The sequence below is a fragment of the Wolbachia endosymbiont (group A) of Urophora cardui genome (assembly GCF_964028435.1).
GTDB lineage: Bacteria > Pseudomonadota > Alphaproteobacteria > Rickettsiales > Anaplasmataceae > Wolbachia.
The window spans coordinates 1,020,519-1,039,180 of the sequence record NZ_OZ034774.1; the positions used below are offsets into that span (position 1 = coordinate 1,020,519).

Annotated in this window: 11 protein-coding genes and 2 pseudogenes; 4 read left to right on the plus strand and 9 right to left on the minus strand. The window is 34.9% G+C overall.

The window, feature by feature from the left end; all coding sequences use genetic code 11:
- Window positions 1-43: 43 nt before the first annotated feature.
- Window positions 44-1,002, minus strand: a pseudogene (locus ABWU38_RS04855) (IS630 family transposase).
- Window positions 1,003-1,281: 279 nt separating this feature from the next.
- Complete coding sequence (locus ABWU38_RS04860) at window positions 1,282-2,709, minus strand: sensor histidine kinase (RefSeq protein WP_353272583.1); 1,428 nt, start codon at window positions 2,707-2,709, stop codon at window positions 1,282-1,284.
- 65 nt (window positions 2,710-2,774) lie between these two features.
- Here ABWU38_RS04860 and ABWU38_RS04865 point away from each other — a divergent pair, with 65 nt between their 5' ends.
- Window positions 2,775-3,971, plus strand: a complete 1,197-nt coding sequence (locus tag ABWU38_RS04865; RefSeq protein ID WP_264688070.1) for an aspartate aminotransferase family protein — start codon at window positions 2,775-2,777, stop codon at window positions 3,969-3,971.
- On the opposite strand, the gene ABWU38_RS04870 is transcribed toward ABWU38_RS04865, so the two are convergent.
- Window positions 3,952-7,650 carry a DEAD/DEAH box helicase family protein gene (locus ABWU38_RS04870; RefSeq protein WP_353272584.1) on the minus strand — a complete coding sequence of 1,233 codons (3,699 nt, stop codon included), beginning with the start codon at window positions 7,648-7,650 and terminating at the stop codon, window positions 3,952-3,954. The two genes, ABWU38_RS04865 and ABWU38_RS04870, sit on opposite strands and share 20 nt — an antisense overlap.
- Before the next feature lie 120 nt (window positions 7,651-7,770).
- Here ABWU38_RS04870 and rimM point away from each other — a divergent pair, with 120 nt between their 5' ends.
- The 3 genes from rimM (at window position 7,771) to ABWU38_RS04885 (ending at window position 9,610) form a co-directional block, all read left to right on the plus strand.
- Window positions 7,771-8,277: a ribosome maturation factor RimM gene (rimM, locus tag ABWU38_RS04875; protein WP_353272585.1), complete on the plus strand. Its 507-nt coding sequence runs from the start codon at window positions 7,771-7,773 to the stop codon at window positions 8,275-8,277.
- 62 nt (window positions 8,278-8,339) lie between these two features.
- Entirely contained in the window at window positions 8,340-8,906 is a 567-nt protein-coding gene (gene efp / locus ABWU38_RS04880) for an elongation factor P (protein ID WP_253307236.1), read from the plus strand.
- A gap of 8 nt (window positions 8,907-8,914) precedes the next feature.
- Window positions 8,915-9,610, plus strand: a complete 696-nt coding sequence (locus ABWU38_RS04885) for an inositol monophosphatase family protein (RefSeq protein ID WP_264736261.1) — start codon at window positions 8,915-8,917, stop codon at window positions 9,608-9,610.
- A 118-nt stretch (window positions 9,611-9,728) separates the two neighbouring features.
- On the opposite strand, the gene hemA is transcribed toward ABWU38_RS04885, so the two are convergent.
- The 6 genes and pseudogenes from hemA to ABWU38_RS04915 all read right to left on the minus strand — a co-directional run bounded on the left by hemA (window position 9,729) and on the right by ABWU38_RS04915 (window position 18,305).
- A complete protein-coding gene (gene hemA / locus ABWU38_RS04890; RefSeq protein ID WP_253307234.1) occupies window positions 9,729-10,937 on the minus strand; it encodes a 5-aminolevulinate synthase in 1,209 nt (402 codons plus the stop codon).
- A 68-nt stretch (window positions 10,938-11,005) separates the two neighbouring features.
- Window positions 11,006-11,422: a hypothetical protein gene (locus tag ABWU38_RS04895; RefSeq protein WP_353272586.1), complete on the minus strand. Its 417-nt coding sequence runs from the start codon at window positions 11,420-11,422 to the stop codon at window positions 11,006-11,008.
- Window positions 11,406-12,236, minus strand: coding sequence for a hypothetical protein (locus ABWU38_RS04900; RefSeq protein WP_353272587.1), 831 nt, complete (start codon window positions 12,234-12,236; stop codon window positions 11,406-11,408). Before ABWU38_RS04900 ends, ABWU38_RS04895 begins: the two co-directional genes overlap by 17 nt.
- Window positions 12,237-12,530: 294 nt before the next feature.
- Window positions 12,531-13,994: a lipase family protein gene (locus ABWU38_RS04905; RefSeq protein WP_353272588.1), complete on the minus strand. Its 1,464-nt coding sequence runs from the start codon at window positions 13,992-13,994 to the stop codon at window positions 12,531-12,533.
- Between the two features lie 159 nt (window positions 13,995-14,153).
- Window positions 14,154-16,058 carry a molecular chaperone HtpG gene (htpG, locus tag ABWU38_RS04910; RefSeq protein ID WP_353272589.1) on the minus strand — a complete coding sequence of 635 codons (1,905 nt, stop codon included), beginning with the start codon at window positions 16,056-16,058 and terminating at the stop codon, window positions 14,154-14,156.
- A gap of 1,231 nt (window positions 16,059-17,289) precedes the next feature.
- Window positions 17,290-18,305 (minus strand): annotated as a pseudogene (locus tag ABWU38_RS04915) (IS110 family transposase).
- Window positions 18,306-18,662: the final 357 nt, after the last annotated feature.

Sequence of the window (18,662 nt, forward strand, 5' to 3'; positions counted from 1 at the left end):
TATCAAGATTTCTCCCCAATTGTTCTAATACCAATTCTCATTATTAGTGAATCAAATAAGAGGCATTGCAGAGTTGTTTAATTGTGGAGTGAGAAAGAGAGGCAATAAATTTGCACAAAGCGCTCTCAAGCAGAGCAATTGTATCATAGATTTTATTGCGCAAAATGTTCTGTTTTATGTATAACCAAAACCTCTCAACAGTCAGGTGAATATGGAGGTAGGTATATAATGTCAATATTTTTAGGCACCTTTAAATTTTTTGACTTATGCCAACTAGCACAATCCATGATAAGAAATGCTTCCCTTGTTCCTAAATATTGTGACATCTGCTCAAGGAATATATTCATACAATCAGTATTGACGTTTGAGCCAGAACTCTCTCCATTTCTGGTGCACTATAGAGATAAAAATTTTCCTACCTAGTTTTACCTTAACCTGTGTCCTAATGCCTTTTTTAAACCACCCGTGTCCAATCTTTGAATGTGTGCCAAACCGCGGTTCATCGAAGAAAAACAGCTCTTTTTCAGGATACATGACAATAGTTTCATTAAGATTTTTTTTTTAAACTCCTCTTGTTTACTTTTATCTTGTCCGTTATGCACTGGTCTTGGTGTGATATATGAGAATTTCATTCTTTGCATATTACGGTGTACTGTAGACTTGCTAAACCAAACCTTTCCTGAATTCTTATTTTCATTTCTTTTATAGTAATATTGGGGTTTTCCTCTATCCACACCTCAACTTGTTCACGTTGACTTTGGTTCAATATAGTTTTTCTACGGCGTTGAGGTGGAGCAAATAATTTTTCTTCTCTGCCAAATTTTAGGTCATGCAGTAAGTGCCTTTCTTGAAATGCAACATATTTTTGCTACGGCTGTTATACTATGCTTTTTTGCTGCAATTACAGCATTTAGTTTTTTTGCAACATATGCATTATTTCTTACTTTCTTCAGCATTTCTTTTGCTCACTTTTTCATCCAATAATTTTGATCTTAATGCCATTTAAACCTCGCTATTTTACTTACTCCAGTATGGCTTTTTTCCATTATTGTCTATCCGTTACTTGTATAGCGGGAATTGGTATAACTAATTTACTTATCAACATATCCACTAACTATAATCTGTATACCGCTACACAGTTAGAAGTATTTTTTGATTTTACAATACAGCTTGAGATTCAATTTTTATAATTTTCTTGTTGACTAGCCAGACGGTACCTACCTTCTCGGCTTGCTGCTTTTGATAAAGTGTGGTTTTCAAGACAATATCAAATAGATCCTATTAAAAATCAATCGAATCTTCACATGTTTGTTCTTCATAAAAGAAGTTCAATGTTATCGTAGTACCAAGTTTTGCTTCACTTTTAATGTCGAAAGTTCCACCCATTAACTCTACTAATTTCTTGCTTAGCGGTAATCCGATGCCCGTACCTTCATTTCTATATCCCGAATCTGCTTGGCCAAAAACAGACATAACTTTATATATATCCTGCTGCATTATTCCTATTCCATTGTCATGAAACTCAATAGTTAATAAGTTTTTTTCTATATTTTCTTTTATCACCATTCTTATTAAACCATCTTTGGGAGTAAACTTGATTGAGTTTGATAATAAATTTATTATAACTTGTTTCATTCTCTTAGGATCTGCAATGACTAATAATTGTTTATTAGTCGTCTCTTTTTTTAAATTAATCCCGGCTTCTTTTAATTTAGGTAATAGCATATTTACGCATGAATCTATTATTTTGTTCAGGTTAAACTTCACTTTTTCTACTGTTAAACTACTTGATTCAGCTTTTGAAAAATCTAACACATCATTAATTAAGGTAAGTAAGTGTGTTCCTGCATTATATATATCGTCTGCATACTCCTTGTATTGAGAGTTATCCATTGAACCTAAAGTTTCATTTTTGATCAACTCCGCAAATCCAATAATAGCATTAAGAGGTGTGCGTAATTCATGTGTAACGCTTGCAAAAAATTTTAGCTTATTTGCATTTTCTTGCTCTAATGCCTCTTTTATCTGCTGTAATTCAATGTTAGTTTTATGTTGCTTGGCTAGCATTTGGGTATTAGAAAATTGCAAATAGAACATTATTAATATTAAAATTATTAACAATAAGCCCAAAAATGTTAAAAATAGGCCATATGCTATAACATAAGAATTATTGTAGTTTCGAAGAATCTTCAAAAAAAACGAAGGTTTAACGCTATTTTCATGGAATATAGGAAAAATAGAAGTTAATGTATTTCCTGTAGTATAAAATATTTCTTGGTTACTTAATAGTTCATCAATTTCATCGTTTGTAAGTAACTGTTCATAATCATAATCTTGAGTGTTAAAATTACTGAATATTATTCTGCTGTTTTGATCATACAGTATTAAGCTGAAATCCTTTACTTTGCTCACTGATTGTAATAATTCAGCACGCAGTTTTACCAGTTGGTTTATGTAGTCAAAATTTTTGTATTTAATGTGATGCTTTTCTATTAGTAAATAATGGTATTTTTTTATTGTGCCATTTTCCAGTATACTTTTTAAGTTTACACTTGAATCACGGTAAGAAGAAAGGAAATTACTCCTTAGTAAATAATTACAATATATCACACTGAATAAAATCATAAAGATCGATGAGAGTAATGCAATAACTTTTGTGTATTTGTTTTTCTCCAGCGCAGAAAACATTGATTTACCTAGCTTATACATATTCTTCTTATTGTGAAACAACGGTTTTTATGTTATTAATAATAAAATTTAGCATATAATATTTTATGACAATTTCTCCTATTTTGCCAGTTTATTCTCCTGTTAACATAAATTTTTCTTATGGTAAAGGTATTTACTTGTATGATATTGACGGTAAGCGCTACGTAGATTTTCACTCTGGAATAGCCGTTAGTAGCTTAGGTCACACCAATTCGCGATTAATTAGTGCTCTAAAATTGCAAGGAGAAGAATTATGGCATATATCAAATACCTATAATATACCTGCTGCCAATAATTTTGCAGAAAAATTAATAAACAACAGTTTCGCTGACACTGTATTTTTCTCAAATTCTGGATCAGAGGCAGTAGAATGTGGGCTTAAGATTGCTAGGGTCTATCAAAACGGAAAAGGCAATAAAAACCGTCACAGAATTTTAACATTCCATGGTGCATTTCATGGAAGAACCTTCCTAACTTGTGCTGCAAACGATAAACAGAAATTTTCTGAATTACTGAGTCCCTGTATTGATTGGTGTGATAATATCGAGCCCAATATTGAGAGTGTAAAGAAAGCAATTTCAAGTGGTATAGGCGTTATATTAATAGAACCAATACAAGGGCAAGGTGGTATCAAAGTAATGAATGAAGTCTTTATGAAAGAACTAAGAAAGCTGTGTGATGAAAATGACATATTGTTATTTTTTGATTGCGTACAATGCGGTGCTGGTAGGACAGGAAAATTATTCGCATACGAACATATAGGAGTGGAACCTGATATATGTGCTCTTGCAAAGGGAATAGGAGGAGGCTTTCCGCTAGGGGCTTGTCTTGCAACTGAAAAGGCTGCTAAGTATATGGCGGTCGGTATGCACGGTTCCACTTTTGGTGGCAATCCGCTTGCAACCTCAGTAGGTAATGCTGTGCTCGAAGAATTGCTCAGTCCTGGCTTTTTGAAAAATGTTGAAATTAGAGGTAAGTATTTAAAAAATAAATTAGAAGACTTAGCAAGTAAATTTCCAATAATAGAAGAAGTGAGAGGGAAAGGGTTAATGCTTGGAATAAAGGTGAAAGCAAACAATAAAAAGTTTGCAGAAGAGCTAAGTTATCGCGGCTTGCTTACTGTTGGGGTAACATCAGATAACGTTGTGAGAATTTTACCTCCACTAATTATCACCGAGAAAGAAATTGATGAAGGCATCGAGATTTTGACTCAATATTTATCTGAGAAATCTTCTAGTGAAATCAAGCAAATACACACGTAAGATCTGGCTGTTTACCAACTGTTGTTTGTACCGAAATTATAGTAGTAGCTACTTCATTCATGCATTTTACCTTATCTTGCTCTTTTATCAATGTAAGTCCATTTATATCACTTAGTGAGTCAAACTTTGTTGCATCCTCAAATATAAATGATTGTAAGATGCTTTTTGGAACCTGGAAGAAAACGCTATTACCAAATGATAATGTCGTTTCTGATAAATCCTGTACTAAATCGTTTCTAAAAACGCATTTCGATAATCCCTCTAACAGGATTGGTATTCCAAAAAGAAAAAATGTCCCTTTCACTAAATAGGTCGTTATTCCACATAATAATGCACCACACAAAAATGCTAGCGGTCCAAATGCTATGAAACCGCAAAGTGATGGCAATAGCATAGTATGGCCTAATGATATTTCATATATAAGCTTCGCTGAAACTATAAGTCCGATAAATAGCATAGCTGTACCCAAGACCATCCTTTGTCTAGAATGTTCTTTCCAGTTCTTGCGATACAATTCAGAAAAGTTATTGTTAACTTTTACTTTAAAAATATTATGGTTAGTTTTTAATTTAAGTTCTAAACCAAAATTTTCTTCCAACTCTGGAAAAAAACCTCTCAAAAGATTGTCCCGCTTTGAAATTACTCCATGACGCCATTTATGGCAATCTATAACTTCATCAATTACCATACTAATTTGATTATTGATCTTGTATAAATTGCTCATTTTATATGAACATCCACAATAATGCTTTTTTCTAAAGTCTGCGCAGCTTAAATTCTTTAAATCGTACAAAAAGTCTTTAATTTCTTGTGCTGTTTTATTAGCATCATCTCTGCAACCTACGGCTTTCAAAACTGTTGCTAAATGCTCATTTTCAATGCGAGAAATCGTTTTATCTAATGCATATATATATTGTTTGGATTGAAAATATGAGATGATTTTTTCTTTACACCTATCTCCATTGCCTTCGTACAAACTATTTTGTGTAAAACTATCATCATTTTCTCCGGCAATTTTTAATACATGACTTAACATATTTTGAGCCTTCACACTACTTTCAAAGTAGCAGTTTCTGATTATATGTACATATGCCTTTGCATCAGCATTTTCAGACTTACCTACATTATACGCTTTAGCTAAAAAGACTAAATAGTCAAATCCTGCCCATAGATAATACATGGACTTTACAATAGCACTTCCCACAGAAAATAGAACTGAGCGTGTGCAAGATAATTTACCGTTGTTTTTAATTCTGTCTTCATATGAACAAAGATATTTTTCTGTGCTTTTTAAAATCTTACGTAAATCTTCTTCTGTCTTTCCTACGTCAAAATCATTTATATCATGTACTTTTTCATACACTTCTTTTATCAAATCCTTTGAGAATTTTTTCAGAGCTGCGTCATCGATATTTCCTAGTGCATCCATGTTTTCGCTAATATAGATCTCTATTTTTTCTCCAAGCTCTATTCCCATTCTATTTTTTATTAGTTTATTGTACCTATCAGTGGCTGGAAATAAAACCTTTTGACAAAAATCCTGCGGTGCGCTTTTTAATTTTGCTAAAACTTTATCTACAAATAACTCAATTTTTTCACCTCCAGCAGCAAAAAACCAAGGTTGCCTGTTAGGATTGCGTTCTCTATTTCTTCCCAAATTCTGCAAAGCTTCTGCTGGATTGTTGAACTGACTAGTTGAATCTGTAAATATTGATGCAACGTGATTATACTCACTATCGAAACCACGACTTTTTGATTCGTCTATAATTGTTGTCAACGCATATTTAGCTAATGTATTTAAATCGCCTTGGTCATAATTACAATAGTCAGCTTCGTATTGACTTTTGCTATCATGCATGATTTTAAAGAAAGGTTTATCTTGTCTAATATCAAGATCATTTTTTCCAAATCCTGCAAAAATACATTTATTTTTTTCGCAGAAGTCGTTTAGGTTATGTAGTACATCCCCCTGTTGTTCTATGAAACTATGTAACTCCTTGCTTAAGTGCCAGTTATCAACTATTAGACTGCGTTGTTTATCATTGCTTTTACTCAATGCTTTAATTACTGTCTTTATCTGTGGTAAAAGCTCATCCTTAGCGAATTTCTCACTAAAACCTTTTTTCTTTAGAAAATCTGTAATGCTGCTATCATTAGCAGTACTAACCTTATTTTTAACCTCTTCTATTAATCCACCTAAATCTTTTCTTCTTTGTTTATCCAAAGCGGTGTTATCGCATTCCACTAAATACGAAAGTGTAAGATCAATCATTGAGTGCATTACTCTGTATTCTAGATACTTAGCAGTATTGCTAAAATCTACCTTGTCTTTCAATTTAGATATCTGTTCTTCCGTTAGACCAGGGTGTTGCTTTTTAACGCAGTTTATAAAGTTTGATTGACGTAATTTGAGTCTGTAATCTTGGTACGACATCCCTTCAGGCTGAAATTTATTATAAACTTCATAACGCGTACCATCTTCATATACCAAATTATTCTTACCTTGCAATGCAAAGCTAAGGTTAATTATGCTATTCACATCATCAACTAGAATAAGAGCATTTTCCCCAATTGGGCTTTGTACGTTCCACCTTACAGATTCCAGCAGATTATCAGAGTCAACAAGTTTATTGTAATTAAAAACTTCTTCACATTCTTCAACATATTCATGAGCTGGACTAGACTTTTCCCTAGTAAATAAGCTGCGCACGTTAGCAGCAAACCTAAGGAGCAGTTCTTTTGATTCTACTCCAGTTATTTTGGTCAACACCCACCAAATTGGCAACATTACTATAGAAAGTATAACGAAAGAAATTGTAAAGTATAGATTATTAATTAAAGCGGAATACAGCCAATAATCTGAAGTTAGACCAATTATTGCAGCAACATTACTATTTATAATAGGGAATAATGTAATTAAAGGTATTATGGTAGCAGCAACATTCACCACGAATGCTCGATTGAATTTTTCTCTTTCATTAGTTTTTGCAATAACATTTACTGTTTTGATAGTGTCTGCAATGCAGCGTCTACTTGATCTTGTAGGACTGATAATTTTTCCACATCTGTTTAAGATCCTTTTCTTTGGTGTTGCGGTTAGGTAAGTCGTAGGATATTCCGCATCAAGTTTGCACATATTTTCAAAGGCCTGCTGCTTGTTAATGCTATCTGCTTCATCAACACTAACCCACAATTTAGGCTTTTCACCGTTTTGCTCTTCAAATTTTCGATCATTCTCTTGCTGTAAAAGCAGATCATGTGTTACTATAATTGTTGTAGGTTCAGTGACTTTCAGCGCATCTTTAATTTCTTGCACAGTTTTAGGTGTTTTAACATCTACAGTAAATGCACCATCTATCATTTTCTTAGCTTGTTCAACTAAATTACCATTTGGCACTGCAACTAAATGGTGATATCCTGCTTGAGCTAGCGCATGACTCCACAATCCAATATCATAAGTCTTGCCAAACCCAGTTTCTGCATCAATCATAGTATTACAGTTAGTGATGGAAGAACTTTCTAGATGCTTTAGCATCTCTTCAACAACAGGTTTACGACGTTCTACTATTATAGATTCTTTGTCACTGAAGAGCTTTATAGATTCACCTTGTAGCTTACTATTAACTTCCTTTAAATGAGGGATAAGCTCTTTTATTTGATTAGTAATACATTGACTCATATCTTCCCACTATCAATACAATGTATTCCATAATACATTGTATTGATAGAATTACAACAAACATTTTTAGGTATTTTATGCCTTATAGACAAAAAATCCAACATTAGTTATCACCTTAATATGAACGACAATCTGGTATGCCTCGGAATGATTACTTCTCCTCACGGAATTAAAGGAGCTGTTAAATTAAAAACTTTTACCGAAAAACCTGAAAATATCTCCTTATATGGTGAGCTAATAAGTGGTAATGAGAATTATAAAATAGACTTAGTATCCGTCATAGGTGATAATCTAGTAATAGCTACAATCAGCGGAGTAAATTCCCGTAATGAAGCAGAGCTTTTAAGGAATAAGAAGCTGTATATAGAAAGAAGCAAGCTACCGAAGCTAAATGATGAGAATGAATTTTATCAAAGTGACCTTTTAGATATGGAAGTAAGGCTGGAAAGTAATGAATTATATGGCAATGTAAAATCTATATATAATTTCGGCTCAGGGGATATATTAGAAATTTTAGTTATCAGCACAAAAAAACGCATTATGCTGTCTTTTACCAAAGAAATGTTTCCGCACATAAACATGAAGGAGAGGTATATGGTGCTCAATATGCCAGAATTTATTGACTAATAAAGACTTTGATATTTATATAAAGCTATTTATAATTGTAAGATCGAACTGAAAATGTAATTATGGCAGAAAGAGCTAACGATATCAGACCAGGTCAGGTGTTGGAACATAACGGCGGATTATTTTTGGTTGTAGGTATTATGCATACTCAACCTGGTAAAGGTGGTGCATACATACAAGCTGAAATGAAAAACATTAAAACCGGAGCAAAACACTATGAAAGATTTCGCTCTGATGCAACAATCAGAAGAGCAATTTTAGATGAAGAGGAGTATGTTTACCTTTTCACTGAAGGAAACATTGTAAATCTTATGCATCCAAGTAATTACGAGCAAATCACTATAAATTTGGACTTATTGGGAGAAAAAAAGATTTATTTGCAAGATAATATGAAAATTAAAGTAGTAACTTATCAAGACAAAATAATTTCTGCGCATGTACCTGATTATGTTACACTTGCTGTGAAAGAAACAGAGTCTGTTATTAAAGGACAAACTGCTACTGCTTCTTATAAGCCTGCAATTTTAGAAAACGGAATGCGCGTTAACGTGCCTCAGTTTATAAAAGAAGAGGATAAAATTGTAGTATATACTCCAGATGACAGCTATTATGAAAGAGTGAAAGAGTAAAAGGAAGAATGTCCATCTCATCACCACGAATTAATGTGATGCTTGATTCTGTGCGTAGTGCTTCCAGGCAGCTTATGCGCGATTTTAATGAATTGCAAATTTCTAATGTTAAATCAGCAGACTTCATTAATAAAACTTATTCAAAATCCAAGCAAACCATATACGATTGCTTGCACGACTACAAACGAGACTATGGGTTTATTTCCGAAGATGATACTGACCAAGAAATAAAAGATAACGGTTACACTTGGTTTATTATGCCTATAGAGGGCAGGGAGAACTTTTCTAGTTGCATGGTTTATTTTGCAGTATCAGTCTGTCTCATTCATAAAAATAAAGTTGTGGCAGCTGTAATTGATGCTCCGGCTCTTAGAGAAACTTTTTGGGCAGAAGAAAAGAAAGGTGCTTTTCTTGAGGATTTTAGATCTCGTCATATAAAAATGCGGGTGAAAAGCCGTGAAGGGGGTCTAATAGATGTAAGTGGTAATTTATTAAATAAATTGCTGCCTGGCAATAGTAATGTACGCTCCATCGGTTCAACAATTTTAGGCTTTGCGTACCTTGCAGCAGGAAGGCACAGTGGAATAATTTACTCTGGAATTAACAAATATAAAGCCTTGCTCGGTAGACTTTTTCTGCAAGAAAGCGGTGGAAGGCTAACGGAAGACAACGGGCTAATCATTGCTGGAGATATAAAACTATAGCTAAAGTAATTTATGTTTACCTACAATTTGATAAGCGTAAAACTCGTCATTCCGCTACTTGTTAGCGGAATCCATGCTGAGATACCGCGAATAAATCGCGGTATGACGTAGGGCTGTACTAGCTATAGCATAAACAGGCTACAGAGATAGACAACTTCTCAAAAACTTTTACAAGAGATTCTGTTAAATGTTCTATCATTTCATCAGTATGATAAGGTGTAGGGGTAATACGGAAACGCTCAGTTCCTCTTGGCACTGTTGGATAATTTATATGTTGAACGTATATTCCATGCTCATCAAATAATAATTTTGATGCTCCTTTGGATAACTCTGGGTCGCCAATTATTATTGGAATTATATGAGTTTCTGTTGGAATGAAGTTAATTCCTGTATTTCTCAGTGAGTTTTTTACTTTTTCAACGACTTGCTTTTGCTTTTCCCTTTCAATGTTGCTCGATTTTAGGTGTTCAACGCTTGCCTTTGCTGCCGCTGCTAAAACAGGCGACATAGCAGTGGTGAAAATAAATCCTGGAGCGGAACTTCTTATTACATCTACCAAGCTCTTTGAAGACGCTATATACCCACCCATCACTCCAAAAGCCTTCGATAGTGTACCTTGAATGACGGTTATTCTATCCATCAGGCCTTCTCTTTCTGCAATTCCGCCACCATGTGAACCATACATGCCAACTGCGTGCACCTCGTCCAAATAGGTGATTGCATTATGTTGATCTGCAAGATCGCATATCGCTTCAAGCGGCGCTATATCGCCATCCATTGAATATACGGATTCAAGTGCTATTATCTTTGGTGTTTTTGTGTCTACGGACTTTAACAACTGCTCTAAGTGATCAACATCATTGTGTTTAAATATATGTTTTGGTCTTTTTCCTGATTTTATGCCTTCTATCATTGAAGAATGGTTCTTCTCGTCTGAAAAAATTACTACATTTGGGATAATAGACGATAAAGTGCTAAGTGTTGTCTGGTTAGCAAGGTAGCCACAAGCAAAAGTTAAAGCAGCCTCTTTTTTATGCAAACAAGCTAAGGATTTTTCCAGTTCTACAACCTCTTTTGTTGTACCAGATATATTTCTTGTTCCCCCCGCACCAATTGATGAATTTTGAATAGCGGCAATAACTTTCTCATTTTGTGACATTCCTAAATAGTTATTACTGCACCAGACTATTACTTCCCTATTTCTTTCATAGTCCATAATGTGGGGGAGCCTACCTGGCAATGACGCAAAGTGCATAAATTCACGGTAGCGCCCCTCATCTTTTATATCTTTGATTTTGTTTAAGAATATTTCTTCGTAGTTTACCAAGTTTTCATTCGCTAATAATTAATATAATTATAATAAATTATTAAATGGTAAACTACAATATTTATTCTTCAACTTACTGTTTCAACAAACTTTCTGTTAGCTACAGGTTCAACATTACCACCCTCAAGTGAACTTGAAGGTCTGTTACAGCAATATATGATTACAGCAGCAACTAAACAACAAGCTCCAACTGCTATTCCCACTGCTAACATCTCTAGGCAAACTACAATAGCCGCTCCCGAAGCAACTCCAGCTAGTGCTAGTGCAGAAGCAGCTATAACAGGCAGCTTACTACTTTTTGTACTTTGTGGGTGCGTTTCAACATCGTTATCTTCAACAACTACGTTATTAGAATTACCGATGACAATAATCTGCGGACCTTGTGAATCACCTTTACCTGTAGGTTGATCATTACCCTCTTTACTATCTGTTGTAGTTACCACAGGCTCTTCATTGTCAGTAATATCTTCAGTTGTAGACAACATCGCCAGCATTTGAAGAGGTGCTGCTATGCTCATCACTGCTTGAGAGACTAGCATTATCATCCAAGGTGTTTGTATCGTTAACTAAAGTTTCTGGTTGTGGATTATCTTCACTTTCACGCTGGTGATTATCCTCCTCATCACTTGAGGAATCTGGCGTATCACTTGTTTGTAGTGTTATGTATTCAGTAGACTGATTAGCAAGAGTACCTGTAGTATCACTAACATCTTTACTTGAAGAATCTAGCTCATCACTTACTGATGGTGCATGATCATTTTGAATTACAAGCCATTCACTAAGAAGTTTCACAATCTCTCTGAGTTTGCCTCCTTGTTTACTTTTCTCCTCGCCCTCTAAACTAGCAACTTTTGTCTTGGCTTTGCTTAATGCTTCCCGTAAAGCAAATTCAGCAGATGCAGTTATATAAATTTTTTTCTGTCCCACTATAAGTTTTACTGTCTCAAGATCAACACTCTCAAGAACATTACAAAGAATTTCTTCTATGGCCTTTCCTTGGTTAGTTTGAATCCTAGAAAACGGAAACAATTCCTTAATTTCTTTAAGTTTGCTTTCTTGTTGATTCTTTTCCTCGCCCTGCAAACCATTAATTTCTGCCTCGGCCTCATTTATCGTTTCTCGAAGAGTAAAAAGTTCTCTCAAACTGGTCGACCTTTCATTACTTTGTGTCTTTTTTTTAGGACGGAAAAAATTAGAAAGTCTTTTCTGAACCGACCCCTTTTTACTTTGTCTCTCCTCTTTAGAGTTGGTCGACTTGTCAGCATCAGGAGTTTCTATTCCCGAATGGCTTTGTTGCATCGCTACTTATGAAAGGCTAACTATAGCTAGGATTATAAGCAACCTATTGAAAATCTTGTTTTTTTGCAATCAATCTGATCAAATTTAAGAATAGTAATTTATTATTTATATTAATAAACTTAATTCTATTGAAAATAGCTAAAGCATTGAAATTCTTGAATTTTAGCCGGATTAGTGAGTGGTAGTGAAATTTCTTTTACTCAAATTTAGGTATTCACTGACCGTTCTTGTTATAAATACCAGAATAATAAGCTACTGATATTCTCCATCTTTTTTATCTTTAATCCATCATAGCTAGCGATGCAACAAAGCCCCCGAATTGGTCAAAATATTAACATCGGAAAGTCCTCCTCCCAAACTGACTGACTTCTTTTTACTTTGTTTTAAATGGACCTGATTGACACCCATAGTAGGTACTCCTAGACGGGTGTGCTTACTAGGTTTAGGATTGTTCAAATACTTGTTAAAATATTCTACACGTTCAACCACAGTCTTTTCACCTTCTTCAAGATTATTCGGACTGCCAATATCAAAAATTTCCCCCGAATTGGCCCATTTTTCAAACGATTCTACCAAACTAGTCTCATCCCTTTTGTTTTGTTCCCTCAAATTGATCGTCGATCCTCCTTTAGAATTAGTCAAATTGTCAATATTAGGAAGTCCTCCTCCCAAACTGACTGACTTTTCACTTTGTTCTTTAAATTTGGTCATTACACCTTCCTTATTATAATTGCCTCTGGGCTTCTTTATTGAAGCCCTTATGTCACCCATAATACCATTTCTTCTATCTTTGTCAAGAAATTTATCATTTCTATTGCTGAGCTCAGAATATATATTAATTATTTCAGAGAATGAAGCATTCTTATGTTGATCTTTCACTCGTTCAAAATATTGTTTATCGCTACTTGAATGGGTGCTTGGAATAAGACAACTGGGTACAGTTAGTACATCATACACTTCCCTAGCAGTCCGGGAAAGGATGTAGCATGTTGCAGATGTATTATTATCCGACTTAAAATTTTTTGGCTTTATTTTTAAAATAAGATCATGATAAACTTCCAATTTGTGGTCATGTAGCGCCGGCACGGAATGTCTTCCTATTTTTAATTGTTTGCCTACATGTTTATAGCCCATAAAATTAGGTGGTAATGAAGGTATGGAATCTGATCGATCAACTACTCTAATAGTCTTTCTTCCGAAGAGCTCATTACAGACTTTAGCAGCATTACGGTTAAAAACCCTTGGTGCACCAAAAGTTGCAATATGCAAATCTTTTGCATCCTCTGTTACACTTAAACATAGAGCAGCTATGTTAGCGACAGCACCTCCCATGCTGTGACCTGTAAGATTAATTTTTAAATCTCTGATTTCTAATCCTTGATCGTTAGCATATCCTTTTAATATCCCGTAAAGGCTCTCCCAGGAATTTTCAAATACGGAGTAGAAGCCTAGGTGAATTTTACCACCTTTGGGCAGAAGTTCATATTGACGAATTAAAGGTATTTCAACATCTCTCTTGAAGTCATAAGAATTACAAGTACCGCGGTATGCTATAGTTACTTCCTTACCCCTTATGAAAACATAACCAGTATGTCGAACTTCTTGGTCAGAAATAATGCCATGAAATTGAACAACTTTGTAACCCTCTTTCTCAAGTTGAGCAGGAGTTTTATATCCTCCTTTCTTTAGCTTAACAAACTCATTGTTTTTACAACCACAATCACTAGCATAATAGCCTACCATAGCGAAGTTGATCATCTCTAATAACTTCTTTTGGTTAAATCCTGCAATTTTAGTTAGATTCCTAGAATTATTCCTGCTTTTACCTTTTCCTGTAACACCTGCTGTTTGTGGAATAGGTTTTCTAAGTAGATTAATTATATATTACCTCACATAAATAACTAATCTAGTATAGTATTAGACAACAATCTTGCCAAGCAAATTATTAACTCTCTTAGCAAACAGACTTACATCATCCATCTCTTCACCTTCCACGATGCAAGCTTGGTAAAATAATAAATGAATCATGTCTTCCAATGTTGGGTTTTCACCATTTTCAGCGTGAGATTTCATTATGCTTTTTATTACAGGATGCTTAGTGTTAATTTCCAGTACCTTTGGCGTGCGGTAATTTAGCTGCTTTTGTTCACGCAAAAAACGCTCCATGCGAAGATCCATAGCACCTTTATCAACTGCTAGACATACAGGGCTGTCAGTCAGTTTTTTTGAGATTTTCACGCTTTTCACTGAATTGCCAAGAACCTTGGTGAAATATTGCAGTATAGAGTCCGTATTTTCTTTAGTCTTTTCTTCATCTTGCTTATTTTCCTCATCTTTTTTATCTTCTTCTGAAGAGAATTTTTCCAAATCAACATCAGCGCGGGTCACAGACTTAAATTTTTGATCTTTATATTCATGAATCACGCTAGTCCAGAAATCATCAACTGGATCAACAAATAGGAGCACTTCTAGTCCTTTACTGACGAATCCCTCAAGTTGCGGACTGTTTTTCACTGAATCGAGGCTATTCCCGGTGAGATAATAGATATGTTCCTGCTCAGGCTTCATTCTGCTTATGTAGTCATCAATGCTGACTAATTTCTCATCACCAGTGCTATGAAATCTGCAAATCGAGAGTAGCGCTTCTCTCTCATCAGTTGGCATAGCTTCACAAAGACCCTCTTTTAATACTGCACCAAAATTGGTCCAGAATTTTGTATATTCCTCTAAATTCTCTTTTGCCTTTTTACCGAGCTCTGATATCGCGCGTTTAGTTAAGGATTTTCTGATTTGCTCAACAACACGATTATTCTGCAGCGTTTCTCTGCTGATATTAAGAGGCAAGTCCGGTGAATCAACAATACCTTTCAGAAAACGTAAATACTGCGGTATGATCTGTACGTTATCTTCAGTGATAAATACTTTATTTACATATAACTTAACAGAGCAACGTCTATCTGGATGAAATAAATCAAAAGGTTTAATAGAGGGAACATAAAGCAAATTTGTATATTCTATTGCACCTTCATTTTTATTATGCAATATCATCCAAGGCTCCCCGCCAACGTGAGCAACACTGCGGAAAAAATCATTGTGTTCCTCTTGAGTAACATCATTTTTTGGCTTAGTCCAAATTGCAGCCTTACTGTTTAACTTTTCACTTTTTCCTTCTTCATTTATGAATTCAACAGGAAAATTTATGTGATCAGAGTAAGTAGTGACAATGTTTTCAACACGAAATTTATCTAAAAACTCATTCTCTTCAGGACGCATAATGAGTGTAATTTTAGTTCCACGAGAAATTTGATTATCTAGTTTACTTATCGAATACTCTCCATCTCCCTTGGATTTCCAGACCCAAGACTCCTCCTCTCCAGCTTTTCTTGACTCTACTATTACTTCTGATGCAACCATAAAGCTTGAGTAAAAACCAACACCAAACTTCCCAATCAGCTCCACAGCTTGGCTTGAATCCTTGCTATTTTTAATCGCATCTAAGAACTTTTGCGTACCAGAGCTTGCAATTGTACCAAGGTTATCTATTAAATCTTGTCTGTTCATTCCGATGCCATTATCAGTGATATATAGCTCGTTCTTATCTTTATTGGAGCTAATAGTGATTTTTAACTCATCACTTGAATCTAGCAAATTTGAATTAGATTGAGATTCATAGCGCAATTTATCACATGCATCCGATGCATTTGATATTAACTCACGCAGAAAAATGTCCTTATTAGTATAAAGTGAATGAATCACTATATTCAGTACTTTCCCTACTTCAGCGTCAAATTTTAAATTTTCAGTTTCTTGTACGTTATGCATTTTGAGCTCCATTATTTGCCTACTACCCTAATAGTCTAAGTATTGCACTGCAATCTTTCAAGGTCACGCACGCCAAAATTAATGTAGCCGCCATATTATGACACCCAATTTATGGGATCTCTTGCATAAAAATTCCTTGACACCCTTCGCCAACCCCCTTATCATGAAACTGAAGGTATTCATTTATCTTCATCTGTGCAGATTAAACAGCAAGAAAACAACGTAGTTGGCGTCTTATTTTTAATTTTTTGCACTATGTGCACCTTATGTCTTCACAACATTTCTGAGTTTTTACCTATATAAGCTGAAACGCGCTTATAAGTCGTTTAAGACAGTATAGTACGCCAATTTGCAGGATTAGAGAGTGACAACTAGCTAACACGGGGTTTCTTTTGCCTTTTTTTCTGCTTAGTAAATTTCTTAAACATTTAAGCTAAGGTTAGTTGCACTTAAAAGCAGCTAAATTGCAGCGTTTAAGACTTAAAAAAACGCCAATACAGAAAATAGACAATGACCAGGGCTTCTTTTGCCTTTTTTTCCGTTTGGTAAATTTCTTAAATATTTATAGCTAAACGACAATCGTCATCCCGCTGCTTGTTAGCGGGATCTAGAGATACCGTGACGGTATGACGAGGGAGAACAGTTAGCGGCTGAGATACCGCGAATGAATCGCGTTATGACGTAGGACTGCTGTCATTCCAGTACTCCTTTTTTTGTCATCCCAGTGCTTGACACTGGGATCCAGTTTTCCATATAATCTCATCGAAAACGTTGTATTTTAACGTAAAACATCTATTTTTATGCTTACCAACTTAATAAAATTCCTGGATCCCAGTGTCTGGGCACTGGGATGACACCATTCTTTTTTCTGGATTCCAGACTGGAATGACACCGTCTTGGATGGAAACCAGTGTCAGCTATTTTCATGACACCATCATAAGGTGAAACTGGATCCCAGTATCTGGGCACTGGAATGACAGGAGATACCGTCTTGTTAGTCAACAAAAAAATTATAAAAATTTCCCAAGTTGCATCATAAAATCAAAAAATACTTCCAATTGTGTAACAGTACACAGATTATAGTTAGTGGATATGTTGATAAGTAAATTAGTTTTATACGCACAAAACAGATGAAGTTTACTTATCAACATATCCACTAACCAACAACATTCAATAAATTTGTGTAAGATACCACTTTACATAAGATAGATGATAGGAAGCATTTTTGATTTTAAAGTACTAAACCTTCAGTCAACCTCCTAGCCCTGTAGTTTTTGATATGGTTAGGATCAAAAGCACTTTTGGATGTCAGAATACCGAAAATGATATGGAGTAGCTTACGCATTGCAGCACCAACGATGGCCATATTATGCTTACCCTTTTCCTTTAATCTTTGGCAAAAGCTCATAATGATAGGATTGTGATTCTTAGCTACTATGGCAGGAAAGAAAAGTGCCTTACGTAATGTTTGTGAACCGGATTTACTTAATCTGGGTTTGGCATATACAGAGGAACCTGACGTCATATTTCGTGGTATAACTCCTGTATATGCTGCCAATTGCCTGGCATCTCTAAAAACCTCTATATCAGAAACTTCAGCTAAAATAGCTATTGCTGATTCTTCTCCTATGCCTGGAATAGTCAATAGAAGTTGAAAATTTTCCAACAATTCTTTGTGTTGATTTAATAGTTCACGTACGGAGTTTTTTATTGTTTCTATTTTTTGAGCTATATTCATTGCAAGGTCTTCCCAAGCATTTGCAACTTCTTTAGGCAGTCTCTCTTTTTTTTCTAAGTGGTTATTTACTAATGTTAACTCATCTTTTAACGCAACTGAGCAACGATAAAGATGTTTTAATTTTTTCATTTCAGGAGAAGGTGGTGTCCAACTAGAAGGTTCCTGTCTTTGGCAATAATCAGCAATAACTTCTGCATCGGTCTGATCATTCTTTTGTCGTATCAGCTTACTCCTTGCATAAGATTTTATGCAATAAGGATTTACAACACTTACAAAATGTCCAGCATTGTGTAGAAATTCAGCCAGTGCTTCGCTATAACAACCAGTAGATTCCATGCAGGTTTTTACTTTTTCTACATTATGTTTGTGTAGAAAATTCAGTAGACTTTGAAACCATCGTTCTTAAAGCTTCTTTTTCTAGTTTCACGCTTTCCTTTTTTGCTTATAAATGAGAGAAAAACATCAAAGCGATCTTTTGATATATCTATGCCCAAAAAGTTGTTGATCATATATAACCCCATACGTTACCATTAAAAATGAAAAGTAAGGCTAGTCTTGTGAATACAGAATTAGAACCATTCAGGTCTTTCTACGATACCGTCCAGCCTATACTTTTGAGAAGGGATTCTTGACTTTACCACAGATTTTATATCTAAGATTATTGACAAAATTTTCCCTTCTCCATCTAATGTTTAAGCTTAAAACACTAGATGCTTTTTTCAAGATACAAGAAGGGGCTACTCGGATGATACTATTATAGAGTGAACCAGTGTCAGCTACTCGGATGACAAAAAAAGGAGCTACTCGGATGACATCATAGGGGCGCTGGAATGACACCATCACAGAGTGAACCAGCGTCATACACA